The 25,697-nt window shown below is 71.0% G+C and carries 21 protein-coding genes and 1 pseudogene; 15 read left to right on the top strand and 7 right to left on the bottom strand.

Annotation, left to right across the window (positions count from 1 at the left end):
- Positions 1–77 precede the first annotated feature (77 nt).
- Positions 78–650 carry a hypothetical protein gene (locus tag PV396_RS15905; protein WP_319205039.1) on the top strand — a complete coding sequence of 191 codons (573 nt, stop codon included), beginning with the start codon at positions 78–80 and terminating at the stop codon, positions 648–650.
- 21 nt (positions 651–671) lie between these two features.
- Here the strand turns inward: PV396_RS15905 and PV396_RS15900 are convergent, their stop codons facing one another.
- Positions 672–1,562, bottom strand: a complete 891-nt coding sequence (locus tag PV396_RS15900; RefSeq protein ID WP_319205037.1) for a hypothetical protein — start codon at positions 1,560–1,562, stop codon at positions 672–674.
- A 207-nt stretch (positions 1,563–1,769) separates the two neighbouring features.
- Here PV396_RS15900 and PV396_RS15895 point away from each other — a divergent pair, with 207 nt between their 5' ends.
- The gene (locus PV396_RS15895; RefSeq protein WP_319205555.1) at positions 1,770–2,897 is read left to right on the top strand and encodes a MerR family transcriptional regulator; all 1,128 of its coding nucleotides are present in this window, start codon (positions 1,770–1,772) and stop codon (positions 2,895–2,897) included.
- Here PV396_RS15895 and PV396_RS15890 read toward each other — a convergent pair.
- Entirely contained in the window at positions 2,881–3,429 is a 549-nt protein-coding gene (locus PV396_RS15890) for a GNAT family N-acetyltransferase (protein WP_319205035.1), read from the bottom strand. The genes PV396_RS15895 and PV396_RS15890 overlap by 17 nt on opposite strands.
- A gap of 133 nt (positions 3,430–3,562) precedes the next feature.
- Between PV396_RS15890 and PV396_RS15885 the strand changes: the two are divergent.
- The 6 genes and pseudogenes from PV396_RS15885 to PV396_RS15860 all read left to right on the top strand — a co-directional run.
- Positions 3,563–3,748 (top strand): annotated as a pseudogene (locus PV396_RS15885) (transposase); the annotation flags it as partial.
- 170 nt (positions 3,749–3,918) lie between these two features.
- On the top strand, positions 3,919–5,400 hold the full coding sequence (locus tag PV396_RS15880) for an acyl-CoA synthetase (protein ID WP_319205033.1): 1,482 nt from the start codon (positions 3,919–3,921) through the stop codon (positions 5,398–5,400).
- 28 nt (positions 5,401–5,428) lie between these two features.
- Entirely contained in the window at positions 5,429–6,925 is a 1,497-nt protein-coding gene (locus PV396_RS15875) for a carboxyl transferase domain-containing protein (protein WP_319205031.1), read from the top strand.
- A 131-nt stretch (positions 6,926–7,056) separates the two neighbouring features.
- Entirely contained in the window at positions 7,057–8,094 is a 1,038-nt protein-coding gene (locus PV396_RS15870) for a rod shape-determining protein (protein ID WP_319205029.1), read from the top strand.
- 38 nt (positions 8,095–8,132) lie between these two features.
- Positions 8,133–9,605 carry a GAF domain-containing protein gene (locus PV396_RS15865; protein WP_319205027.1) on the top strand — a complete coding sequence of 491 codons (1,473 nt, stop codon included), beginning with the start codon at positions 8,133–8,135 and terminating at the stop codon, positions 9,603–9,605.
- 92 nt (positions 9,606–9,697) lie between these two features.
- On the top strand, positions 9,698–10,201 hold the full coding sequence (locus PV396_RS15860) for a hypothetical protein (RefSeq protein ID WP_319205553.1): 504 nt from the start codon (positions 9,698–9,700) through the stop codon (positions 10,199–10,201).
- 86 nt (positions 10,202–10,287) lie between these two features.
- Here PV396_RS15860 and PV396_RS15855 read toward each other — a convergent pair whose 3' ends face one another.
- The gene (locus tag PV396_RS15855; RefSeq protein WP_319205025.1) at positions 10,288–11,223 is read right to left on the bottom strand and encodes a DUF4231 domain-containing protein; all 936 of its coding nucleotides are present in this window, start codon (positions 11,221–11,223) and stop codon (positions 10,288–10,290) included.
- Positions 11,224–11,402: 179 nt separating this feature from the next.
- Here PV396_RS15855 and PV396_RS15850 point away from each other — a divergent pair, with 179 nt between their 5' ends.
- The 5 genes from PV396_RS15850 to fxsT all read left to right on the top strand — a co-directional run bounded on the left by PV396_RS15850 (position 11,403) and on the right by fxsT (position 20,870).
- On the top strand, positions 11,403–11,579 hold the full coding sequence (locus PV396_RS15850; protein ID WP_319205023.1) for a hypothetical protein: 177 nt from the start codon (positions 11,403–11,405) through the stop codon (positions 11,577–11,579).
- A 139-nt stretch (positions 11,580–11,718) separates the two neighbouring features.
- Positions 11,719–13,875 carry a radical SAM/SPASM protein FxsBH, inactivated beta-hydroxylase extension form gene (gene fxsBH, locus PV396_RS15845; RefSeq protein WP_319205021.1) on the top strand — a complete coding sequence of 719 codons (2,157 nt, stop codon included), beginning with the start codon at positions 11,719–11,721 and terminating at the stop codon, positions 13,873–13,875.
- Between the two features lie 871 nt (positions 13,876–14,746).
- Positions 14,747–15,493 (top strand): AAC(3) family N-acetyltransferase, encoded by a 747-nt coding sequence (locus PV396_RS45135; protein ID WP_416071423.1) that lies wholly within the window; start codon positions 14,747–14,749, stop codon positions 15,491–15,493.
- Positions 15,494–15,585: 92 nt separating this feature from the next.
- Positions 15,586–16,938 carry a TIR-like protein FxsC gene (locus tag PV396_RS15835; RefSeq protein ID WP_319205017.1) on the top strand — a complete coding sequence of 451 codons (1,353 nt, stop codon included), beginning with the start codon at positions 15,586–15,588 and terminating at the stop codon, positions 16,936–16,938.
- Positions 16,935–20,870 carry an FxSxx-COOH system tetratricopeptide repeat protein gene (fxsT, locus tag PV396_RS15830; RefSeq protein ID WP_319205016.1) on the top strand — a complete coding sequence of 1,312 codons (3,936 nt, stop codon included), beginning with the start codon at positions 16,935–16,937 and terminating at the stop codon, positions 20,868–20,870. The genes PV396_RS15835 and fxsT overlap by 4 nt, the downstream gene beginning before the upstream one ends.
- A gap of 61 nt (positions 20,871–20,931) precedes the next feature.
- Here fxsT and PV396_RS15825 read toward each other — a convergent pair whose 3' ends face one another.
- Positions 20,932–21,810 carry an alpha/beta hydrolase gene (locus PV396_RS15825; protein ID WP_319205551.1) on the bottom strand — a complete coding sequence of 293 codons (879 nt, stop codon included), beginning with the start codon at positions 21,808–21,810 and terminating at the stop codon, positions 20,932–20,934.
- Between the two features lie 205 nt (positions 21,811–22,015).
- On the opposite strand from PV396_RS15825, the gene PV396_RS15820 reads away from it, so the two are divergent.
- Together PV396_RS15820 and PV396_RS15815 are read left to right on the top strand one after the other, a co-directional pair.
- Positions 22,016–23,113, top strand: coding sequence for a magnesium and cobalt transport protein CorA (locus PV396_RS15820; RefSeq protein WP_319205014.1), 1,098 nt, complete (start codon positions 22,016–22,018; stop codon positions 23,111–23,113).
- 73 nt (positions 23,114–23,186) lie between these two features.
- On the top strand, positions 23,187–23,672 hold the full coding sequence (locus tag PV396_RS15815) for a hypothetical protein (RefSeq protein ID WP_319205012.1): 486 nt from the start codon (positions 23,187–23,189) through the stop codon (positions 23,670–23,672).
- 9 nt (positions 23,673–23,681) lie between these two features.
- On the opposite strand, the gene PV396_RS15810 is transcribed toward PV396_RS15815, so the two are convergent.
- The 3 genes from PV396_RS15810 to PV396_RS15800 form a co-directional block, all read right to left on the bottom strand.
- The gene (locus tag PV396_RS15810) at positions 23,682–24,185 is read right to left on the bottom strand and encodes a DUF6174 domain-containing protein (protein ID WP_319205010.1); all 504 of its coding nucleotides are present in this window, start codon (positions 24,183–24,185) and stop codon (positions 23,682–23,684) included.
- Between the two features lie 136 nt (positions 24,186–24,321).
- Positions 24,322–25,074 (bottom strand): type 1 glutamine amidotransferase, encoded by a 753-nt coding sequence (locus PV396_RS15805; RefSeq protein ID WP_319205008.1) that lies wholly within the window; start codon positions 25,072–25,074, stop codon positions 24,322–24,324.
- A gap of 31 nt (positions 25,075–25,105) precedes the next feature.
- Positions 25,106–25,675, bottom strand: coding sequence for a MarR family winged helix-turn-helix transcriptional regulator (locus tag PV396_RS15800; protein WP_319205006.1), 570 nt, complete (start codon positions 25,673–25,675; stop codon positions 25,106–25,108).
- Positions 25,676–25,697: the final 22 nt, after the last annotated feature.

Here is a 25,697-nt window from a genome sequence, read left to right as displayed (position 1 = left end):
CGGGCGGGCAATGGGCGTGCGATGGCTTCGTTGCCGTCAGTGACCGCCCGCCCCCACCTCCCGGCCGTTACGGGACGATGGTCCTTATGTTCACGGTTCTCGACTTCCAGCTGGTGCTCCTGCGCCGCATGGCCGACCACAACCCGGACCTGGTGGAGGACGCCCGCCATGAGCTGGGCGTGTCGATCGCGGACATGCGCGAGGCCAACAAACGCTGGCAGGCGATGCTCCGCTCCCCGCGCGCCCGCGCCGCCGCCTCCCGGTACCGCTCGGTCCTCGGCACCCCCGAGTCGGTGACGCCCCGCAGGATCGGCGACCTGGAGTGCGAGGCCTGGCTGTGGCCGGTCCCCCTCTGGCCCGACCTGTGCTTCGAGGTGCTCGTGGCCCCGAACGGCGTGGCCTGGAACGAATGGCTGGTACGGGCCCCGGGCGCCCCGGCGCCGGACCTCCACACATCGGCCGACCTGCGCCCCTGGTCCTGCACGGTCGACGAGGTCGCCCGCGCCTTCGCCCCCGCACGCCCCCTGGAGGGGACGGCCCCCACCCGCTGGGGTCTGACGTTCACGGCACCGGACGAGGCCGGGGCACGGCGGGAGTACGCGGCGGAGTTCACCTGGGGGCTGCTGCAGCGGGTTGCGGTCAGGGACTGAGGGGCCCGGCCGTCATGACGGTCACTGGCGGCCCACGGCGGCCCTGAGGATGGCCTGCACCACCACCGGTACCGAGTCCGGATGCAGGTCGAGGAAGAGGTTCGGCTCGATCAACTCCAGCTCCATGACCCGGGGTTCACGGTCGTCACCGAGGACGAGGTCGACACGGGCGTACAGCAGATCGGAGTTGTCCGGTACGGCGGCCAACGCCCGTTCGGCGACGGCGAGTTCGGCCGGGGTGGGGGTCCACACCTCGAGGTCGGGATGGGCCACCTTGTCGTCGTCGTACGCCGTCCCGGGAGCCAGCACGGCCCCCTTGCGGCTGGCGTGCAGAAAGCGGCCGCCGAAGAACTGCAGGGCCCGCTCCCCGTCGACGTCCACGCTCCCGACGTACGGCTGCACCATCGCGGTGAACCCCTCGGCGTGCATGCGCGCGAGATGCCGTACGGCCGTCTCCCGGTCCTCGGGCGTGTAGCGGGCGGCGTAACGGGCTCCGGCGCCGGAGGTGGGCTTGACGACGTACTCGCGGTCGTCGGGGAGGTCGGAGGCGTCGAGCGGCGCTTCTCCGGGGGCGAGGTAGCTGGTGGGGACCGTGGGGACGCCGGCCGCGGCCAGCTCGCCGAGGTACCGCTTGTCCATGTTCCAGCGCAGGACACCGACCGGATTCGCGACCCGCGTGAGCTTCCCGCACCGCTCGAGCCAGCCCGCGAACTCCTCCGCACGCCAGGTGTAGTCCCACGTCGACCGCACCACCACGAGGTCGAAGGAGGCCCAGTCGACGGCGGGGTCGTCCCAGTAGGCGGCGGTCGCGTCTGCCCCGGCGGCCACCAACTCCCGTACCAGAACCGGAAAGTCCCGGTCCTTGCTGGTCCCCGGACGGGGGTCGTAGGTGACGATCGCGATGCGGACCACGGGGACTCCCTCGAGTAGGCGGGCCGCGCTGTAAGGCGCGTACTGCTGGTTCACCACTGATAGTGATACCGGGTGAAGGTTAACAAGCCGCTTGACCTTCACCTTCGGTGAAGCCGCAGCATCGGTGGCGGAACGAGGAACACGGCTCGGGAATCCAGGGGAACGAGGTGCTTCACGGTGAAGCCAGAGATACCGGAGATGCCGGAGATGCTGACCATCGGAGCGTTCGCCAAGGCGTGCCGGCTGTCCCCGAAGGCCCTGCGGCTCTACGACGAACTGGACCTGCTCCGCCCCGCCCGCGTCGACCCCGACACCGGATACCGCTATTACGCGCCCGAACAGCTGGAGCAGGCGAGGCTGGTGGCCTGGCTGCGCCGGCTGGGGATGCCGTTGGCCCGTATCCGGCAGGTCGGGGCCATGGAGTCGCCGGCTGCCGCCCAGGAGATCCGCGCCTTCTGGGCGCGGGTCGAGGCGGAGACGGCGGCCCGCCGGGATCTCGCCGCGTTCCTCGTCGACCATCTCTCGACACCGCCGAGGAAGGACACCCACCTCATGGCAAGCACCGATCTTCTCGAACTCCGTTACGCCGCCCGCACCGACACCGGTCTGGTCCGCGCGGCCAACCAGGACACGGCGTACGCCGGCGCACGCGTCCTGGCAGTCGCCGACGGCTTCGGACCCGGGGGCGCACCGGCCGGCGCGGCCGCCGTCGAGGCGCTGAAGTTCCTGGACGCCGAACCGCTGACCGCGGGCAGCGTCCTGAACCTGCTGGAGGACGCGGTCCAGGGCGCCGCCCAGGCGGTCCGGGACGTCGCCGACACCGAGCACGGGAGGACAGGGGACGAGAAGACCGACGATGTCGGCACCACCCTCACCGCGATGGTGTGGACCGGCTCGCGCCTCGCCCTCGTACACATCGGGGACAGTCGCGCGTATCTCCTGCGTGACGGCGAGCTCTTTCTGATCACCCACGACCACACGGTGGTCCAGTCGATGATCGACGAGGGCCGGCTCACCCCGGAGGAGGCCGCCGCCCACCCCCAACGCACCCTGCTCGTCAAGGCGTTGACTCGCGCTCCCGCCTCCCCCGACCTGCGTCTGCACGACGCCCGGCCCGGCGACCGGTACCTCCTCTGCTCGGACGGCCTGACCAGGGCCGTACCGGAGGACACCATCCAGCACCTTCTCGCCACCGTCCCCGACCCGGACGCGACCGCGGTCGCCCTCATCGAGACGGCGAACGCCAACGGGGGCCCGGACAACGTGAGTTGCGTGGTGGCGGATGTGGTCGCGGGCAGCGGCGGGGGTGGGGTTGGGCTCAGTCGGACGGTGTGACCGGGGACCGGACGCCGAGCCACTGCTCGGCGTCCCAGGCCTGGAACCGTTCCACCTCGGTGAACCCGAGTTTCGCGGCGAGGCGCATCGAGGCGAGGTTGGCGCTCTGGGTGGTGAGCACCACCGGTTCGCCGGGAAGGACCCCGTCGAACCAGTCGAGTGCCGCCGCGCACGCCTCGGCTGCGTATCCGGACCCCCAGGCCCGCGGCAGGAACAGGTAACCGAGGTCGGCCTTTCCTGCGGCGGCCGGGCGGCGGTGTTCTGTCGCTCTCCTGAGCAGGATCTGGCCGATCATCGCTCCGTCGAGATCGACGACGAAACTCCCGGGCCAGCGCTCGGGCGCCCCGGCCGCCTCGGGCATCTCGCGCTCGAGCTCGTCACGCGGCCGGGGACCGCCGAGGTAGGTGTGCACCTCCGGGGAGGCGAGCAGCTCGATGAACGCCGCACGGTCCCGGGCCTCGGCCTCACGGAGTACGAGCCTCTGGGTTTTGATCGGCTCGGGCGGCCAGGCGACATTTCCCAGGTCTGACATGCGCGCAGGCTAACAGTCAAAGGGACGGGAAACTGGGGGCGTTGGCCTGGGGCCCTCGTGTGGGCCAGTGCCCGGGACAGGGAATTGGTTCGGCTCAGCCGGCCGCGAGTCGTCCTCCTCCACGTAGGCCGTTCTGGGCTTGACCAGCTTCGCGGTCCTCTCCGACGGCACGAAGATCGACAGCCCACGGTTCCTGCGGCGGGCGGAGAAGAAGCTGAAGAAGGCACAGCGGGAGCCGTCCCGTGAACGAGAGGGATCAAAGAACCGGGAAAGGGCCCGCCGAAAGGTCGCCCGCGCTCATGCGAGTGCGTCGGACGCGCCGATGTCGACCGCGAACGTTTCTTCCGGCAGCTGATGGTGTACGGAGGAAACGTGGTGGCCGTGGTTCCCGCGGTGGTGTGGCTGGTGCTGGTGGTACCCGGCTGGGCGTGACCTCCGACGTACGACCGCACATGTACGACCGACGTGACGAGTTAAGGAGTACGACGCGTGTCCTCTCTCTTCCCCGGGCTGACCGACGGCCCGACCGACACCGCGGGCGGGCGGCCCGCCCTGCGCTTCGGCGACCGCTCGCTGACGTACGCCGAACTCGCCGCCTCGGCCGGCGTCCTCGCCGAGCGGATCTCCGGGGCGGGCGGCCGGGTCGCCGTGTGGGCGACGCCAACCCTGGAGACGGCCGTCGGCGTCGTGGCCGCGCTGCTGGCCGGGGTCCCGGCGGTGCCGCTGAACCCGAAGTCGGGCGAGAGCGAGTTGGGGCACATCCTCAAGGACAGCTCACCCACGCTCGTCATCGCCGCCCCGGGCGACCAACTCCCAGCCGCTTTCGGCGCGTTGGAACGCATCGACGTAGAGGCAGACGTTGACGTGCGGCCGTCCGGCGGGGCATCCACCGGGACGGCGTACGAACCCGCCCCCGAAACCCCCGCCCTGATCGTCTACACCTCCGGCACCACCGGGCCGCCCAAGGGCGCCGTCATCCCGCGCCGTGCCATCGCCGCCACGCTGGACGCACTCGCCGACGCCTGGCAGTGGACCGACGAGGACGTGTTGGTGCACGCACTTCCGCTCTTTCATGTGCACGGTCTGATTCTCGGCATCCTCGGTCCGCTGCGGCGCGGCGGCTCGGTACGGCACCTCGGGCGGTTCGGCACGGAGGGCGTGACGCGCGAGCTGAACGACGGGGCGACGATGCTGTTCGGCGTACCGACGATGTACCACCGGATCGCGGAGGCGCTCCCCGGCGACCCGGAACTCGCCGGGGCGCTCGGCCGGGCCCGGCTGCTCGTCTCGGGTTCCGCCGCACTGCCGGTGCACGACCACGAGCGGATCACGGCGGCGACCGGCCGCCGGGTCGTGGAGCGGTACGGCATGACCGAGACCTTGATGAACACAAGCGTCCGCGCGGACGGGGAGCCACGCGCCGGCACGGTCGGCGTGCCGCTGCCGGGCGTCGAGCTGCGGCTCGTCGAGGAGGACGGGTCGCCCATCACGGCGTACGACGGCGAAAGCGTGGGCGAGATCCAGGTGCGCGGGCCGAACCTGTTCTCCGAGTACCTGAACCGGCCCGACGCCACCGACGCCGCGTTCACCGCCGACGGCTGGTTCAGGACCGGGGACATGGCGGTGCGGGATGCCGACGGCTATGTCCGTATCGTCGGCCGGAAGGCCACCGACCTGATCAAGAGCGGCGGTTACAAGATCGGCGCGGGCGAGATCGAGAACGCCCTGCTGGAACACGCGGGCGTCCGCGAGGCGGCCGTGACCGGCGAACCGGATGCCGACCTGGGCGAACGGATCGTCGCCTGGATCGTCCCCGCCGATCCGCAGTCCCCGCCGGGCGCCGACGAGTTGGCGAACCATGTCGCCGGCCGTCTCGCCCCGCACAAACGCCCCCGGGTCGTGCGCTACCTGGACGCACTCCCGCGCAACGACATGGGGAAGATCATGAAGCGGGCCCTGCCCGGTGAGTGACCGAACCAATGACCCAGCGACTGACCGAGTGGCCGATCCATTGACCCACCGGACCTCCGGGCGCCACTCCGCCCGCGAGTTCATCTCTCTCCTCGCCGACAGCTCGACAGACGACTGGACCGACATCTCGACCGACGACCCGACCGACCGCTTCACCGACGGTTTCAGGGAACTCCCCCACCCCACCCGGGAGTTCACGCCGGACGGCCCCCTCTCCTGGCAGGGTTACGACGCCTCGCGCGCCCGTGCCGCCGCCCGTACCGGTGAGGAGGAATCCGTCGTCTGCGGCACCGCCCGCATCGACGGCACCCCGGCCGTACTGATCGCCTTCGAGTTCGGTTTCCTCGGCGGCTCACTCGGCGAACGCACCGGGGACAGGCTGGAGTCGGCCTACGAGTACGCGCGCGCCCACCGTCTGCCCGTCGTCCCGCTCGTCGCGACGGGGGGCAGCCGAATGCAGGAGGGCATGCTCGCGCTGACCCAACTCCAGCGCGTGGCACGGCAGTCGGCGCTGACGCGGGAGGCGGGCCTGCCGCAGATCGCGGTCCTGCGGGATCCGACGACCGGCGGCGGGTGGGCGACCCTGGGCGCGGGAGCCGACGTCGTGCTGGCGCTGCCCGGCGCCCAGGTGGGCTTCGCGGGTTCCCGGGTCCGGCCGGCCGACGCGGACCCGGCGGCGTACACGGCCGAGGCCCAGGTGGCGGCGGGCGCGGCCGACGCGATCGTACGCCCGGAGGCGCTCCGGGAAACGCTGGGCCTGTGGCTGCGCCTGCTGAGCACCGGCGCCCATGCCGGGGCCAGGACCGGCGCCCCCACCCATACCAGTGCCCGTGGCGTTGCCGCGCGGGCCGGGTCGACGGAGGCCGTCCCGCCGCCGCCGTCCCTCGGCGCGGTGTCCCTCCCCGGCACCGGATGGGACGCCGTCCAGCGCGCCCGGTCACCCCGACGCCCGCGCGCCGAGGCCTACTTGGATGCGTACTTCGCCCGGCGCGCCGCGATCAGCGGCGACCGTTGCGGCGGTACCGATGCCGGGATGGCATGCGGGTTCGGCGAGCTTGCGCGAGACGGGCGGACCGTCGCGTACGCCGCCCAGCTCGGTACGGCCACCCGGCCCGCCGGTTATCGCACCGCCGCGCGGCTGATCCGCCTCGCGGACCGGCTCGGCATCCCGGTGCTGACCCTGGTGGACACCCCGGGCGCCGCGAACGACGCCGACGCGGAGCGTCAGGGCGCGGGGGCCGCCATCGCGGACCTGTTCCTCGCGGTCGCCGCCGCCCGTACGCCGGTCACCACGCTGCTGATCGGCGAGGGCGGCTCGGGCGGCGCCCTGGCCCTGGCCGCCCCCGGAAACACGTGGGCCACACCGGACAGCTACTTCTCCGTGATCGCCCCGGAGCTGGCGGCGGCCATCCTCAAGCGCCCGGAGGGGGAGGTGGAGGCGACGGCGGACCAACTCCGGATCCGGCCGCAGGACCTGGTGGAGCTGGGGGTGGTGCGGGGCATCGTGGGCCGCGCGGACGGATAGATCCACCCGTACGGCGGCACCCCACCCGGCCCCCCACAACAGGCGCCCCCTCCCCCACCCCCCGCACGATGCCAGTGGAGGCCCGCCGACCGGCGCGGCCCGTTCGGTCTGCGCTCTCGGGAGGATCTGCCATGACTGTCAGTCTGGAACAGATGCGCCGCTGCCATTTCGCCGTCGACCTCGGGGCCGCGCGGACCCGTGTCTACGTCAAGGGTGCCGGGCTCGTCGTCGACCAGCCGTCCGTCGCCGCCGTGAACACCAAGACCGGCGCGCTGATCGCGGTCGGGGAGTTCGCGGAGAGGATGACCGGGCGTACGCCCCACTACATCCGGGTCGTACGGCCCGTGTCCGGCGGCACCGTCGTCGACATCGAGATGGCGCAGCGCATGCTGCGGCACCTGATCGGCGACAAGGTACGGCGGACGCTGCGCCGCAAGCCCTTCCTGCGGGCCGCCGCCTGTTACCCGCACGACGCCGACCCGCTCGCGCAGCGCGCGACCATCGAGACGCTCGTCGGGCTCGGCGCTCGGCGCGTCGAACTCGTCGACACGCTCATCGCCGCCGGCGTGGGCTGCGGGCTGCCCGTCGAGCGGCCCGAGGCAACCATGGTCATGGTGTGCGGTGCCGCCGCCACCCAGCTCGCCGTCCTCTCCCTCGGCTCGATCGTGACCGCCGAGCGGATCCCGGTCGGGGGCGAGGCCGTCGACCACGCGATCGTGCAGCATCTGCGGCACCAGCACGAGCTGATGCTGCCCAGCCAGTCGGTACGTCCGCTGCAGCTCGCCCTCTCCGGGAACGGGCTCACCGCCCACGGGCCGTCGTCGACCGAGATCCACGGACGGGACGTCGCCACCGGCCTCGCCCGTTCCGTGCAGGTCGACACCGCCGCCGTGCGCGACGCCATCCAGACGCCGCTGACCGCCGTACTCGACGGGATCGGCAAGGTGCTGCGGGACTGCCCGCCCGATCTGGTGGCCGACCTCGCCGACCGGGGCATCATGATGGTCGGCGGCAGCGCACTGCTCCCCGGGTTCGACCAGATGCTGCGGCAGGCCACGGGCATGCCGGTGCACATCGCCGAGCGGCCGGACGTGTGCGCCGTACAGGGCCTCGGGTACATGCTCGAGGGGAAGATCGAGCCGATGGTGCTGGACCCGCTGGCCACCTGAGGCCGCCGGCATCCGAACCGGTGACCCCGCCATCCGGGATGCCGGACGACGACACGCCCCCATCCCCAGCCCCAGCTCTGCCACCCCGACTCGAGGCCGTGCTCGGCATCGGTACCGATCTCGAACTGCGCACCACCCTCCAGCACATCGTGGACGGCGCGGCCGAGTTGACCGGGGCCCGGTACGCGGGACTCGCGATGGCGGACCCCGGGCACGACGGCCTGGTGGAGATCCGCAGAGCCGATTTGGGGCGCGCCGAACGCGAAGGCGTCACCGTCATCGACGTACCGATCCGAGTGGACGAAGAGGAGTTCGGACGGCTCTATCTCGCCGAGAAGCTCGACGGCGGCCAATTCACCGACAGCGACCGGCAGTTGCTGGGTCTGCTGGCCGCGCAGGCCGGTATCGCGATCGGCAACGCGCGGCTGTACGAGACGGCACGGCAACGTGAGCGCTGGATCGAGGGTGCCGCCGCCGTGACCACCGCGCTGCTCACCGGTGGGGCCGCCGACGACGCGCTGCTCACCGTCGCGGACCGCGCCCGGCTCCTCGCCGACGCCGCCGCCGGTGTCATCCTGCAGCCGACGGACGAGGGCGGCATGGAGATCGTCACCGCGGCCACGCGCGACGACGAGCCCGGTGACATCGTCGGCACCACCATCGCCCCAGGCAGTCCCGTCCTCGTTCAACTCCTCGGCGGGGAACCGGTGTTCGTCGAGGACTCGGCGACCGACCCACGGATGACGACCCCAGTACGGCACCGGTTCGGGCCGAGCATGCTGCTGCCGTTGCAGGCCGAGGGCCGGCTGATCGGGACGCTCGCGCTGCCGCGCCGGCGCGGGGACCGCCCGTATACCGACACGGAACGGCTGCTCGCGACACAGTTCGCCTCGCAGGCCGCCCTCGCGCTCGTGCTCGCCGAGGCCAGGCGCCGTCGGGCCCGCCTCGCGGTGTACGAGGACCGCGACCGGATCGCCCGTGACCTGCACGATCTCGTCGTCCAACGGCTGTTCGCCACGGGGATGATGCTGGAGTCGACCCAGCGCCGGGCGGCGGGCGACGACAGGGTGCGCGAGCTCATCGGGCACGCGGTCGACGAGCTCCAGGCCACGGTCCAGGAGGTCCGTACGACCATCTTCGCCCTTCAGCAGCTTCCGGCCGACGCGCCAACCAGCCTGCGTGGCAAGGTACTTCGGGAGGCCGCCGGGGTGTCCGCGGCGCTCGGCCGCCGGCCCTCGACCCACTTCACCGGCCCGGTCGAACACCGCGTCCCGCCCGCCGTCGCCGCCCGGCTCCTCACCGCCCTGCGCCGCGCCCTCGCCGACGCCGTACGCCGCCCCGGTGTCACCCGCGTCGAGATCACCGTGGACGCGACGGCGGTCCTGCCGGACGGCCGGGACGCCGTACGGCTGACGGTGTACGCCGATGACGGCAGCCACGACGGCACAACGGGCCCAGGCCCGGGTACGCCGGTCATCTGGCAGGCGCCGCTGGAAGACGGCACCCTGTAGGGAGGTCACGGACAGTGGACGGCGGAGGGCAGCCAGTGACTGACTTCGACAGGCGCGGGGGCACTCGCGTCGGCACGGGCATGGACACGGGCATGGGCACGCGCGTCGGATCGCGCGTCCGCACACGCATCGGCGTGACCGGGCATCGCTCGATCCCGGCCGCCGTGCTGCCGTCCGTACGCACGGGCATCCGGCGGCAGTTCCAGGGCGAGGAGGAGCTGGAGGCGCTGAGCAGCCTCGCGGCGGGGGCCGACCAACTGTTCGCCGATCTCGCCCTGGACCGCGGTATCCCCGTCACGGCGGTGATTCCCGGTATGGACTACGAGGCCCACCTCGGCGACGCGGACACCCGGGCCGCGTACCGCCGCCTCCTCGACTCCTGCCGCACACAGGTGAATCTGCCCGTCGAGGCGACACCCGAGGAGGCCTATTTCGCGGCGGGCCGCTGGATCGTCGACCACGCCGACCGCCTGGTCGCGGTATGGGACGGCCTGCCCGCCCGCGGCCTCGGCGGCACGGGCGACGTGGTGGCGTACGCCAGGCGCACGGGGGTGCCGGTGACGGTGCTTTGGCGGCCGGGGGTGTTGCGGGGCTGAGGTGGGGGGCGGGGTCTGGGGTCTCGGGGGGCCGGGGTACCGGCGTGCCGACGTGCCGACCAGCGCGGTGTCCACGGTGCCGTCGGTCAGCCGCCGAACCGCACCAGCCAGTCGGTGTGCTGCGGTGAGACGATCCGCTCGGCCTCGGCCACCGCGTCCGCCCACCCCGCCTCCGTCACCGTCTTGGTCATCGAGACGCGCAGTGTCTCCAGGTCCTGTTCGATGAGGGAGTACGCGTACTTCAACGGCCGGTGCCGCCGCACCTCCTGCCAGGCCACCCCGGCCGCCGCACCGGCGCTGAGGAGCCCCGTGAGGTCCCAGCCGCCGATCACACCGAGGGCCCGGAGCACGGCGGCCAGCAGAGCGAAAAAGGTCAGCGCGGCCGTGCCGGAGGTCCAGCGCACGGAGGAGCGATGCGACTCGGCGGCGCGATTCTTGTACCAGACGAACTGTTCCAGCAACCGGTCACGAAGGTAGATGTCCCGGCGGGCGGCGAACGGCTTGGCGCGCACGGCCCGCATGGCCGGGGTGATCTGCCCGGCGCCACGAGCGTGGACGCCGTTGCGGGAGTCCTCCCACCCCACCCGTCTGAGCTCCCGCAGCCGCTCCTCCAGCCGTTCGGCGAACAGCCCGTCGGGGTCGGCGACCCGGGAGTGGAACGGTCCCCCGTGCATCATGTACTGCCAAGCCAGGGACTTCAGCAGTTCGGCCGCGTCACGGTGTGCCCGCCACTGAGCGCGGGCCCGGCGACGGGCGATATGGAGGCCGATAGCAATCGTGAAGGCGTAAAGTGTTGCCGCAAATGCTGCTGGAATATGACTGTCGAAACGTTCCGCCAGCATCGCCATCGCTGTCGCCGACAACAGCAGAAGCAACTGCGTGCGCACCGCGTAGAAGGTCTCACTCTGACGGCTCAGCGCCCGCCGATCGCTCAGAACAAAGAGCGGTGGAAGATCGTTCTCACTCAGCGTGACACTGGGACCCGGAGTACTGGCGTGCAATCGACTCACCCCCGCGGTCATTGCCCACTCATATTGCCCACTCTTGGCATTGAGAGCCCTGAAGTCGAATGGACAGATTCCATCCTGGGGGTCGTCCTCCGGTATCGTCCGCGTCAAAACCAGACTTTCTTGTCGCCGGCGGGTCCCAACCGACGACAAGGGGGCTGGACAGCGCCAGCAGAAGGAGCTACGAGCCAGTCATGAGCCTCTCTCAGCCACAGGCAGCGCCCACAAACGGCGCTCGGCCGACGCAGCAGCGGCAGACCCCGCTGACCGGCCTCTCCCGCTACTCGCCCGCGGTCACGAGCACGATCGGGCGACTGCTGGACAGTCCCGACAGGCGTCCGACTCACCCCACCTTCAACTCGGCGGTCTGAGTCCGAGGTTCACGCGGACAGGTGTATCCGACGGAACAACCGTCGGATGCCCCCACGTCACAGCTGTCACACTCGTCAACTTCGGGGACATTTCGACGAGTTGGTCTCGGGTAGGGTAGTGGGTTTGCAATGATGCAGTGTGACGAGCCCCTCCCTCCAGCAGCTGGTCCTGAAGGTTCACAGCAGATGTGACCTGGCCTGCGACCACTGCTACGTGTACGAGCATGCCGATCAGGGCTGGAAATCCCGCCCGGTCGTCATCTCCGAAGAGGCGCTCACCCGGACCGCCCAGCGATTCGCCTCCTACGCCGAGGCGCACAAGCTACCTTCCGTGACGATCATTCTTCACGGGGGCGAGCCTCTTCTCTGTGGCCCCACCCGGCTCGGACAAATCTGCGCGGAACTCACACGGACCCTCGCCCCGGTCACCACACTGGACCTCCAGATTCACACCAACGGAATCCAGCTGAGCCCGCGCCATCTGGATGTCTTCGCGGAATTCGGCGTCAGGGTGGGTATTTCACTCGACGGTGACCGGGCCGCCAACGACCGGCACAGACTCGACCGCAGAGGCCGCAGCAGCTACGACCGGGTACTGCGCGGAATCGACCTTCTGCGCTCCCCCGCATACCGCCACCTCTTCGGCGGTCTGCTGTGCACCGTTGATGTCGCGAACGATCCCGTCGCGGTGCACGAATCGCTGACGGCTCTCGATCCTCCCCGTATCGATTATTTGCTACCGCATTCGACTTGGGAGCACCCGCCACCGAACCCTTCCGGATCACCGACCCCCTATGCCGACTGGCTGCTCGCGGTTTTCGACCTCTGGGAGGAACAGGGGCGCCGCATTCCGGTACGGACTTTCGAGTCGGTGCTCAGTACCCTGCGCGGCGGTCCCAGTCTGACCGAGGCGATGGGACTCGCCCCGTCCGACCTCGCGGTGATCGAGACTGACGGCACTTTCGAGCAGGCGGACTCGCTCAGGACCGCTTTCGATGGAGCAGCGTCCACTGGCTACGATGTTTTCCGCCACGGCTTCGAGGAGTTCGCCCGGCACGAGGGAGTCGTGGCCCGCCAGCGCGGGCTCGCTGGTGTCAGTGAAGCCTGTCGCTCCTGTCCGGTGGTCGACTCCTGCGGCGGCGGGCTGTACGCCCATCGCTACAGCGTGGAACGAGAGTTCGACAACCCCTCGGTCTTCTGTGCGGATCTGCGTGCCCTGGTGGACGGCATCGCCGAGCGGGTGACAAGCCGGGCACTCGCCCCTTCGGTCTGTCGATCGGACGAACTCAGCTTCTCCCAGCTGGAGTTGGACCGGACCCTGCTGAGCGTCACGCTCGACGACCTGGCGCCGGAACCCGGTGGGGAGGACGCCCGGCGGACGCTGCTGGGGCTGGACTCCGGGGACGACACCACCCAGCACCTCAATGAGGTTCTCACCCACCCCTACATCCGCACGTCGCTGCTCCGGTCCCGGCACGAAGCCGCCGATCTCCCTCGCTTCTTGGCCCTGGCCTGCGCGACGGCGGTGCGCGCCGGCGCCGATGTGACCCTGGGTTGGAACCAGCCCGAGCGTGCCCTCCACCTTCCGGCGCTGGGCACGTTCATGCTGGCCGAGCCCGGCCGGGTCGAGGTCAAGGCGACGCCGGGCGGCTTCTGCGTGTTCGGCAGGTCGGGCCCCGTACAGGTGCAGCTCACCGATGCCGCGGCCACTCCCCAGTGGCGCCCGCTGGACACCGTGGAACTGCCCGGCAGACCGGCGCTGGTGATCGACGACGCGGATCCCTACCGTGACTGTTTTGCCGTGCCGCCGGCCGCCGGGCCGACCCCGGCGTCCTTCGCGGAGCGTCTGAGGCGGGCGTACGAACTGCTCGACGCCCGGCTGCCACGGTGGTCGGTGGACCGCAACGCGTTCCATGTCACCACCGTCACCCCGCTGACGGCGGGCAGCGGACTGCGGCTCGGCACGCACGGGCCGGGGGCGCTGGGCGTGGCGGTCGACTTCACGCCGGAGGAGTTCGCGCGCGAGCTGCCACGGCTGGGGCGGCGGGCCCGGCTCAAGTCACTCCGGGAGACCAGCGACCTGAACGTTCTGGGCAACCGGGCGGGCCGCCTTCTCGACGAGGCCTTCGAACAGCTCGGCAGCGCCCGGCGTGAGGCGGCGGTACGTGCCCTGGTGGAGCTGACCGTTCTCCCGGAGAGCGAACTCACGGAAACGGGGGCGGTGTTGGCGGCCCAGCTGTGGAACGAGTGGGCGGAGCACGTGAACACACCGGCCGACAGGCCCCACCATGCCTGACCGACCCCACCTGGCGCCGACCACCCCGGAGCCCGGCCCCCGAGAACCGCCACCCACCCCGGCGACCACCCGAGCCCGCCACGATCCGCCCACTCCGGACCGGACACCACCCCCACCTCAGGTATCACCTGCCCCTTTACCCGGAAGCACCCCGGCCCACCCGACAGCCACCGCCCAACGGCCAACCCAGCCCCCGCCCACCACCGCCCCCCACACCGAAGGCCCGCCCACCCCACACGCCGACCGCACGCCATGGCCACCCCCGGCCTCGTACGCGCCCACCAAAGACACGCGCACGACGCCCGCCGACCCAACCCCCACGGCCGACTCCCCCACCACCCCAGACTCCGACCTCGCACCGTGGCCACCCCAACCCGCCCCCACCACCGACCCGAGCCCCAACCCCAACGACACGCCCACCCCGGCCGCCGACTCCCCCGCCACCCCGCACTCCGACCGGACGCCGTGGCCACCCCCGATCCAGCCCTCACCCACCACCAACCCCAAAAGCGCTCCCGCCCCGCGCACCGGCCCCACGACCGCCGCACACCCCCACACCACCCCAGACCCCGACCTCACACCATGGCCACCCCAACCCGCCCCCACCACCGACCCGAGCCCCAACCCCAACGACACGCCCACCCCGGCGGCCGACTCCCCCACCACCCCGCACTCCGACCTCGCACCATGGCCAGCCCCGCCCGCCCCCACCGCCGACCCCGAGAGCAAAACCCTGGCTGCCGGCTCCGTCCTCGCGGTCGGCGGCGACCCCGTCTCGGCCCCGAGCGCCCGTCGAAGCCCGCGCCCTTCCGCCCCCGGCACCTCGGTCCGTGCTCGCTCCTCAGGTCATCCCGACCGGCAACTACGGGACGTGCTGGCGGAGTTGGGGATCCGGTCCGCTTCCCCGCTTCTCGTCCACGCCTCGCTCCACGGCACCGGAGTCGCGCCCTCCCTCGTGCGGGACGCCCTGCTCGCCGTGTTGGGGCCCGGCGGGACGCTTGTCGTTCCTGCCTTCACGCCCGAGAACTCCGACACCTCGCGGGCCTACCAGGCCGCCGTGGAGGGGCTGACCGACCGGGAGAAGGCGGCCTTCCGCGCGGCGATGCCGCCGTTCGCCCCGGACAGCACGCCGTGCCCCTCCGTGGGGGCGCTGGCCGAATGTGTGCGGACCACTCCCGGTGCCGTGCGCAGCGCACATCCGCAGACGTCGTTCGCCGGACTCGGGCCCGGGGCCGCCGAGTTGCTCGGCCGGCACGATCCGCACTGTCATCTCGGTGAGCGCTCACCGCTGGCCGCGCTGTACGCGGCGGACGCCCAGATCCTGCTGCTGCGGGTCGGGTTCGAGGTGTGCAGCGCGTTCCATCTGGCCGAGTACCGGACGACCCCGCCCGCCCCTCTGCGTACCTACCGGTGTGTGGTGGGCGAGCGGGGAAACTGGATCTCGTACGAGGATCTCGTCCTGGACGACAGCGACTTCGGTGTGATGGGCGGGCGGCTCCCGCGTGAACTGTCGGTGGAGCGGGAATGGGCCGGAAAAACGGTCACGCTTTGCGCCATGCGCGCCGTCGTGGACCACGCTGTCGATCAGATGGCCGGTTATCGCACCGGAATGACGTAAAACAAGCAACCCGGCCGAGCATCCCGTCGGGCACATTGTTGGTTCCGGTCAGGTGACCCCGACGTAGGGGTCACCTACGGGCAGGGGGGCGTGTGGACAACACCGAACGGGGTGACCGGGGGCCGGACACCCAGCCCTACTTCTTCCTTTCCTACGCACACACACCACCGTGGGGCACGGGCGGCGGAGACCCCGATCACTGGGTGCACGTCCTGTACCGGGATCTGTGCAACCACATCATGGCGCTCACCGATCTGCCCGCCGGTTCCCAGGCCGGTTTCATGGACCGGGAGATGCGTTCCGGCGAGGGCTGGCCGGAGAAGCTCAGCGAGAACCTCGCCAGATGCCGGGTGTTCGTACCGCTGTTCTCTCCCCGGTACTTCACCAGCGAGATGTGCGGACGCGAGTGGTACGCCTTCCACGAGCGGGTGTTGCACGCCAAGGCCACCGGAACGGGCTCCGCCTCCGCCATCGTGCCCGCCCTGTGGACCCGGGTGGACTACGACCAACTCCCGGACTCCGTACGGCACATCCACCTCGACCACGCGACCTACGGCGACCGTTACGCCACCAACGGGATCTACGGCCTGATCAAACTCAACCGGCTGCACGACGAGTACGAGGAGACCGTGCTGGGCCTGGCACAGCGCATCGTGCGGGTCGCCCAGGAGTCACCGCTGGCGCCGAGCAGGCCCCGCAACTACGAGAGCACGCCCAGCGCGTTCAAGCCACGTGGGGCGGGTCCCCGGCACATCCATCTCACCGTGGCCGCGCCGACGCGGGACAGTGTCCCCGAGCACCGGGACATCCGGCCGTACGGCGAGGACGCGCAGGACTGGAACCCGTACCACGGTGAGTCCACTCGTCCGCTGCCCTCGCTCGCGGAGGAACTCATCCGCTCCCTGGACTACCGGATCACGGTGTCCTCCTTCGACGACGAGGACCCCGGGGAGCCGTCGCCGCCACCCGGCGGCTCGCCCGACGACGGCGACGAGCACGGTGACAAGGACGACAAGGCGGTGGGGCGGCCGGGCATCCTGCTGGTCGACCGCTGGGTGCTGACCGACGAGGAGCGGCGGCGTCGGCTCAAGATATTCGACGCCCATGCCCGGCCGTGGGTGAGTGCGATCGTTCCGTGGAACCGCCTCGACCTGCAGTGTCACAGTCCGGAAGGGCGGCAGCTCACCTCGGAGCTGGAGCGCACCCTCCCGCTGATCCTGGACCGGGGCCGGCGCACCGACTGCCGGATCGCCGTGACCGGGGTGCCCACCCTCAAGGCCTTCACCGACGTGCTCCCCTCCGTCGTGGCCCATACGACCCGGCAGTTCCTCAAGCACGCCGAGGCGCATCCGCCACCCGGTCCGCACGTTCCCAGGCCCCGCCTGATGGGCCCCATTCAGCCGCAGTACCCGGAATCGGGATCCGACAACGGAGGAGAAGCATGACGGCCGTGCGGAACGGACGCATCATCACCTTCTACTCGTACAAGGGCGGTACGGGCCGCACGATGGCCCTGGCCAACACGGCGTGGATCCTCGCGGCCAACGGCAAGCGGGTCCTGGCCGTCGACTGGGACCTGGAGGCTCCGGGCCTGCACCGTTTCTTCCACCCGTTCCTGGAACCCAACGCGCTGGTGGCCACCACGGGGGTCATCAACATCATTCACGACTTCGCGTGGGCCGCGACCACCGGCCCGCAGCGCTCCGGCGACTGGCAGGACGACTACGCGAACGTCGAGCAGCACGCCATCTCCCTCACCCCGGAACGGTTCGGGCTGAGTTTCAAGGACGGCGGGTCGCTCGACTTCCTGTCCGCGGGCCGCCAGGACCGCGCCTACTCCGCGACCGTGTCCTCCCTGGAGTGGGACAACTTCTACGACCGGCTGGGCGGCGGCGCCTTCCTCAAGGCACTGCGCACCAACATGAAGAAGTCGTACGACTACGTCCTCATCGACAGCCGTACCGGACTGTCCGACAACGCGGACATCTGCACCATGCAGATGCCCGATGTCCTGGTCGACTGCTTCACCCTCAGCGACCAGTCCCTGGACGGCGGGGCGGCGGTGGCCCGCAGCGTCGAGGACGGCTCCCTCCCGCATCCGATCCGGGTGCTGCCGGTGCCGATGCGTATCGACGAGGGCGAGAAGGACAAGGTCGACGCCGGACGGGCACTGGCCCGGCTGCGCTTCCAGGGGCTGCCCAAGGGGCTCAAGGGCGAGAACCTGGGCCCGGACGAGCTGACGGCCTACTGGGGGAGCGTCGAGATCCCCTACCGCCCCTACTACGCGTACGAGGAAACCCTCGCCACCTTCGGCGACGCGAAGGGTGACCCCAAGTCGCTGTTGTCCGCGTTCGAGCGGCTCACCCAGGTCATCTCCGACGGCGACATCACCACGCTGCCGCCGATCCCCGAGCCGGTCCGGCTGCGCTGCCGCGACGCGTACCTCAGGCGGCGCCCCCTGACCAGCGCGGCGAACGTGGTCGTGGCGTACTCGGCGGAGAACCGGATGTGGGCCGACTGGGTCGAGTCGCTGCTCAAACGGGTCGGCTGCAACGTCGTGTCGCACGACATCTCCGGCGGTCCCGTCGAGCGCGCGGACCCGGCCACCCGCACCCTGGTCCTGCTGTCGACCGCGTTCCAGAAGTCCCGGTACGCCGACACCGTCTGGCGCACCCTGGCCGACGGCGGCGTGGACGCCCCGCCCGGTACGACGGTCGCGCTCCGGGTCGACGAGGTGCGGCTGCCCGAGACCTACATCGACCACAACCCCGTGGACCTGCACCGGTTCGACGAGTCGCAGTGCGCCGCGGCGGTGCTGCGGGCCCTGGGCCTGCCCGGGCAGGCGCCGGAGGGCGGCCCGCACGCCGCGCGCTTCCCCGGCAACATTCCGTCGTATCTGAGCGCGCCGCAGCGCAACAACACGTTCACCGGGCGCAACGTCATTCTGGAGCGCATACGGGACCAGCTCGGCGGCGGTGTCTCCGCCGGACCCTCGCAGCCCCAGGTCCTGTTCGGGCTCGGCGGCGTGGGCAAGACCCAGGTCGCACTGGAGTACGTACACCGGTTCATGGGTGACTACGACCTGGTGTGGTGGACGTCGGCCGAGCACGAGGACGATGTCGTCGCCTCGCTGGCCGAACTGGGTACCCGCATCGGCGCGCCCGGCCGCGAGGACATCACCATGGCCAGCAAGGAAGCCCGGCAGATGCTGTCGCGGGGCACGCCGACCAACCGCTGGCTGCTGGTCTTCGACAACGCCGACGACCCGGCCGCGCTGACCCCGTACTTCCCGACCGGCGGCAGCGGGCACATTCTCATCACCTCCCGCAACCAGTCCTGGGCGCAACAGGGTTCGGCGCAGCTCGTCGATGTCTTCCTCCGCGAGGAGAGCGTCGAACACCTCACCCGGCGGGCCAGAGGGCTGACCCCCGAGGCGGCCGACCAGGTGGCGCTGGCGGTGGGCGATCTGCCGCTGGCCGTCGAGCAGGCGGCGGCCTGGCTGGCCGAGACGGCCACGCCCGTGGAGACGTATCTGCGGCAGCTGGCCGAGCAGACCACCGATGTCCTGGACCTCAACCAGCCCGCCGACTACCCGAAGACGGTCGCCGCGACCTGGAACGTGTCCATCTCCCAGCTGAAAGAACGTTCTCCCGCGTCGGTACGGCTTCTGCAGCTGTGCGCGTTCATGGCCGCGGAGCCGATCTCCTCCGACCTGCTGTACAGCAAGGAGATGATCGACGCCCTCAAACCGTACGACCCGGCGCTCCAGGAGCCGTTGCTGCTCGGCCGGGTCGTCCAGGAGATCGGGCGGTTCGCGCTCGCCAAGGTCGACCAGGTCAGCAACAGCATCCAGGTCCACCGGCTGGTCCAGGCCGTGATCCGCGCGCAGTTGACGGAGGAGGAGCAGCGCCGCGCCCGGCATGTCGTGCACACGGTGCTCGCGGGCGCCCGTCCCGACGGTGACGAGCCGATCGACGACCCCGAGAGCTGGCCCCGGTTCAGCGTCATCTGGCCGCACCTCACCGCCTCCGACGCCCGCAACTGCACCGAGACCGAGACCCGCCGGCTGCTCATCGACCGGGTCCGCTACTACTGGAAACGCGGCGACTTCCCCAACGCGCAGAAGCGTGCCGAGGATCTGCTGGAGCACTGGAAGCCGCTGCGCGGCGAGGACGACGTGCAGTACCTGTATCTGCGCTGCCAGCTCGCCAACGTGCTGCGCTCGCAGGGGCGTTACATCGAGGCCCGGGACATCGACAGCGAACTGCTGGACCGCCAGCGCCGGGTACTCGGACCCACGCACCCGCACACGTACGTCACGACGTCCAGCCTCGCCAGCGACCTCGCCGCCCTCGGTGACTACCGGTCCGCGGAGAACCTCGCCCGCGAGGCGCACAACGGGTTCAGCGAGATCTTCCACGAGTCCCACCCGAGGACCCTGAACGCGGCCAACAACCTCGCCCTCGCCCTGCGCATGGTGGGCCGTTACAGCGACGCCCGCGACCTGGACCAGGAGACGCTCGACCGGCGTCAGCGGGTGCTGGGGCCGGAGCATCCCTACACGCTGGCCTCGGCCGAGGGGCTGGGCCGCGACCTGCGTGAGGTCGGCCGGTACGCGGAGTCGGTGGCGGTGCTGTCCCAGGCGTACGACACGCACAAGCGGATCCTGGGCAAGGAGTTCCCGGGCACGCTGCGGTGCGCCAAGTCCCTGGCGGTGTCGCTGCGTCGGGCCGGGCAGTTCGAGGACGCCCGCCGGCTCACGACGGCGACGCAGGACCAGTACCGGAGCCAGTACAAGGAGCCGACGCCGGACTCGCTGGCCTGCGATCTGAACATGGCGGCGGACCTGTTCGCGGCGGACGAACGGGAGCGTGCGCGTGAGGTCGCCCGGGAGGCGCTGGCCCGGTACATGGACGTACCGGGCGAGGCCCACCCGTACACCCAGGCCGCGTTGAACAACCTCGGTATCTACCACTGGGGTTGCGGCGACACGGAGAAGGCGGACACGGTGTTCCGGCAGGTGCTGCGGCGTATGGGCGAGGTGCTGGGCAAGCAGCACCCTCACTCCCTGTTCTGCGGTGTCAACTACGCCAACGTGCTGGCCGGCCAGGGCCGTCTCGACGAGGCCCGGGAGTTGGAGGAGACCGCGGTGACGGCCCTGCGTCAGGTGCTGGGACCGCATCATCCGGAGACACTGGCCGTGGTCGCCAACTCCGCCCTGACACTGAGCGAGTTGGGTCACGAGGCGGAGGCGGAGCGGCTGCACGGGGAGGCACTGACGGAGCTGCGGATGCTGCTCGGCGACGAGAACGGGATCACGCGGTTCGCGCACAGCAGGCGGCGCGTGTACCGGGACCTGGAGCCGCTGGCGGTGTGAGGCGGGGTGAGTGGGGCGGGGCACGGGGGCCTCGCCGACGGACTGCGCCGCGGCAGCGCGCTCAGGGCTGACTGTCCTCCGCGAGCAGCCAGTTGAGGGCGGTGGGCAGGGCCCGCAGGGCCGCGAAATGGGCCGCCGCCGGTTCCAGTACGGCCGTGGCGCGCGGGATACGGGCCGCGAGCCAGGAGGAGTGCGAGGCGGGCGAGAAGACGTCCTTCCCGCCGTGCCACAGCAGCACCGGCACATCGATCTGTGCCGGGTCGAACCCCCAGGGGCCGGTCAGCGCGAAGGCGTCGTCGATCCAGCCGTAGGGTGAAGTGCGCAGTGCCTCCAGGTAGTTGCGCAGGAGCATGGAGCGGATGGCGTTGTCGGAGACGATCATCCGGTCGTCGTCGGTGAGATCCCTGCGCAGTTCCTCGAGCAGTCTCGCCGGGTCGCTGCGGATGGCCGCCGACCGCGGAATGAGCCGGGCCGCGAACCGCTCCGGATCGGTGAACGCGGTCTGGAACTCGTTGACGTTCGAGGGGGCCATGCCCGCGAACCAGTCGAGGCCCTCCGCGTCTCGCGGCGCGAGCCCGACCAGCGCGGCGGCCCTCGTCACCCGGTCCGGCAGCAGGGCGGCGCAGGCGAGGGCGTGCGGCGCGCCGCCGGAACGCCCGGCCACCGCGAACCGGTCGAGTCCGAGGGCGTCGGCGACCACGGAGACGTCGTGGACCACGTCGGCGACCCGGCGGCCCGCCTTGCGGTCCGAGCCGCCGTATCCGGGGCGGTCGTAGCTGATGAGGCAGGCGCCGCGCTGGTAGAGGAACATCGCGCGGGGCCGGGGACCGACCCGGCTGCCGGGGGTGCCGTGCAGGAGGAACACAGGGTGTCCGTTCGGGTCCCCCGAGATCTCGACCCGTAGTCGCCGCCCGTCCGCGGTCCGTACATGGTCCGGCACCACCGCCGCGTCTCCCTCCCCCTGGCCGACTCGCTCGACCGGGACCACGCTGCCCGATCCTTGCCCGGATGCACAGGGGGCGAAACGGGTGGGTTTCGCGCAGGGCGTTCAAGGCCCCCTCGTCGCCTCCTCACCGGCCCTCTCCCCCGACAGCGTCCTTACTCCCACCTGGCACACTGTCCGCACCCGGAAAAGGAGCAACCGCATGTCGATGGTCGGCAGCCTGCGCAAAGTGGCACGCCTGGCTCGGCGTGGGCGGCGGCGGGTGGATCTCAGTCATCCCGCCCGTTCACCGCTCGGCTCGACCGTCGTCAACTGCGTCATCTACCGCGACGGGGTACGCCAGCCCACCGCCCCCACCGTCGAGGAGTCCCTCGCCCGGGTGCGCAAGCACGACCGCGGTTTCGTCTGGCTCGGGCTGCACGAACCCTCCGAGAGTGAGTTCGCCCACGTCGCCGAACTGTTCGGGCTGCACCCGCTGGCCGTCGAGAACGCCGTCCAGGCCCATCAGCGGCCCAAGGTGGAGCGGTACGGCGATGTCCTGTTCGCCGTGTTCAAGACGGTCTGCTACGTCGAGCACGAGGAGCTCACCGCGACCAGCGAGGTCGTCACCACCGGCGAGATCATGGTGTTCGCCGGCCCCGACTTCGTCGTCACCGTCCGGCACGGCAGGCATGGCTCCCTGGGCCCCCTGCGCGAGGATCTGGAGGCCGACCCGGAGCAGCTGCGCAGGGGCCCGGCCGCGGTACTGCACGGCATAGCCGACCATGTCGTCGACGACTACCTGAACGTCACGGACTCCGTCCAGGACGACCTCGACCAGGTCGAGTCGGACGTCTTCTCCCCGCAAAGCCCGCGCACCGCCGACGCCGGCCGTATCTACCAGCTCAAGCGCGAACTGCTCGAGCTGAAGCGGGCGGTGGTACCGCTCGGCCGTCCCCTCCAGCAGCTCGCCACCGAGCCGATGCCGTCCGTCGAGCCGTCGATACAGGCCTACTTCCGGGACGTGTCCGACCATCTGATCCGCGCGACCGAGCAGATCCACGCCTTCGACGCCCTGCTCGACTCGATCCTGCAGGCCCACCTCGCACAGGTCACCGTCGGCCAGAACGAGGACATGCGGAAGATCACGGCGTGGGCCGCGATCGTCGCCGTACCGACGATGGTCTGCGGGATCTACGGCATGAACTTCCAGCACATGCCCGAGCTGCACTGGCGCTACGGCTACCCGCTGGTCCTCTCCCTCATCGGCACCGTCTGCTTCTTCGTCCACCGCGGTTTCAAACGCAACGGCTGGCTGTGAACGCGGCCCGACACCCGTCCGTACCTTCAGGCGAGTCGTACGTCCGCCGTGCCACCCGACCTGGAGCAGCTCAGTGTCCCAGCAGCAACCCCAGCGATCGTCCTCCCGCCGGGGCGTCGCACTCGCCGCGCTCCTGACGGCCCTCGCCCTGCCCCTGGCCACGGCGTGCACCTCGGACTCGGACCCGGCCTCGGACAAGGGGCAGAAGGCGTCGCCGTCCGCTTCCGAGTCCGTGCCGCCCGCTCCTGTGGCCGCCGTGGTCGCGCCGGCCAAGGTCGAGGTGATCGCCAAGCTGACGGGCTGCGACGTGACGATCCGCACCGACGCGAAGGAACTGCGCGAGGGCATCTGCCACACCGCCGACGGCGACTACCTGATCACGACGTTCCCCGAGGAGAAGTACAAGCTCGTCTGGCTGGACAGCGCGGCCGTCTACGGCGGCAAGTACCTGGTCGGCACCCGGTGGGTCATCAGCGCGCCCCCGAAGCTCCAGGAGTCGCTGCGCCAGAAGGTCGGCGGCACGTTCGAGGACCTCAACGACCACGACGCCCAGAACTGACGCCCAGAACTAGGGTCTCGCCCTCCGGATCTCGTAGCCGCTGATGACGTACGACTCCTCGTCGTCGACCGCGTCCTTCTCCGGGTCCAGGGTGATGCGTACGGGGTGTCCGTCGGGCGCGTACTCCGCCTCGGCCGTGTCCGCGCCCTCGTCGTGCGCCCGGCCCAGCTGGTCCAGCAGGCCCTTGATGGTGGGCACCTCCTCGGGGGCGCGTTCCACCGCGCCCCGCGCGCTGTCGTCGAGCCCGACCGCCTTGGCCACCTTGCCGTCCTTGACCGTCACCCGGAACGTGCCGATCAGGCTGCGCTCCCCCTCGCTCGACGTCAACGTGTAGACGTACGAGGCGGGTTCCTTCCAGGACTCCGCGAACGACGAGAACGACGAGGAGGGGGTCGGGGAGGACGTGGACGAGCCCTGCCCCGGTTCGGAGGACCCGGAGTCCCCACAGCCGACGGCCGCGCACATCAGCCCCCCGACCAGCACGACGGACGACAGCAATCGGACCGAAGCCATGGTGATCCCCCTGAACAAGTGAACGAGTACCGACTACTGCCAGGGCGTGTCCGTCGGACACGCCCAACCGGTACGACGCGGCTCCGCCGGAAAACGTTCACTCGAGAGCCGGAAGGTCCAGCAACCCCCGAAGCTCTCAGGCCGCGCGGCCCGGGTCGTCGGCGGCCGGGGTCGCCGCCACCACCCCGGCGATTTGCTCGAGGAACGCGTCCACGAGGTCGTACGCCCGCTGCCGTGACTCCTCGAGCCGGGTGCGGGTCTCCGCGAGCAGCCGGTCCGGGTCCTCGCCGTGGGCCCTCGCCTCGCGCCTGCCGCCGGAGTCCAGCCACTGGAGCAGCGTCTTCTCGTCGAGCTCGGGGTGGAACTGGACCCCGAGCGCCCGCCCGGCCCGGAACGCCTGCGGGCCGACCGCGCTGCGGGCGAGCTCGACGGCGCCCGGCGGGACCACGAACCGGTCGAAGTGCCACTGGAACCAGGGCCCGGCTCCGATCAGTTCCGGCACGTCCGACTCGACGGCGCTCCAGCCGATCTCGTGCCGGGGCGCCGCCTCCACGCTCCCCCCGAGAGCGGTGGCGAGGGCCTGCGCCCCGAAGCAGATGCCGAGCACGGGCAGTTCGGCGGCGTGCGCGGTGCGCAGCAGTTCCAGTTCGCCGTCTATCCAGGGCCCGACCGAGGCCCGGTCGTAGACCGACCAGGGCGCGCCGAGCAGCACGATCAGGTCGTAGCCGGCGCCGACCGGGTCGGGGAAGTCGAACTCCACCCCCGGGCGGTCGTACCGCTCGGCCGGTACGACCGTCAACTCGTCGATTTCATAGCCGAGTTGGGCGATCCGGTCGCCGACGGGACCGGACAGCGAGAGATGGTCGTGACGTATGACGAGGGCGCGCACGTGGTTCTCCACTTCTCCGACGAGGCTGGGGTCAGCTTTTGGGGCGGCGGCCGCTGCGGCGCGGGGCGGGGGCGGCGCCGTCAAGGAGTTCCAGCCGGCGGTCCTCCCCATGGGTCTCCACCTGGACGACGATCCTGCGCAGCGCGTCCGCCGTGGCCCGGCACTCCTCGGCGCTCAGCGGCGCGGCGACGAACGCCTCCTCGGCGTTGAAGTCGGGGAACAGCGTCCGCATCAGCGTCTCGCCCTCGTCCGTGAGGCCGAGCAGCACCCGCCGTCCGTCCGAGGGGTGCTCGCTGCGCCGGACCAGACCGCGTGACTCCAGCGTCCGGGCCACCCCGGTGAGCGTCCCCTTGGAGATCCCGGCCTCCTCGGCCACGAGGCGGGTCTCGGTCTCCCCCGAGATCCACACGACCCACAGCACGACGAACCCGGTCCAGGTCAGATCCGCGCCGCGCAGCACGGAGTTCTCCACGTGCTGGCGCACGGCGGAGGCGGCCCGGTGGATGTTCGCGACGACGGCCATCTGGTCGTGCCGGATCGAGATGTCCCCGAGCTTGGCCTTGACCAACTGCTCGGTCTCGGCAATCGGTCGCTGCGTCACCGGTGGTTCTCCCTCCACATGC

This window comes from Streptomyces sp. ME02-8801-2C (assembly GCF_033793965.1).
Taxonomy (GTDB): domain Bacteria; phylum Actinomycetota; class Actinomycetes; order Streptomycetales; family Streptomycetaceae; genus Streptomyces.
Note: the sequence above shows the minus strand (reverse complement) of the source record. Positions and strands in the feature narration are given on the sequence as shown.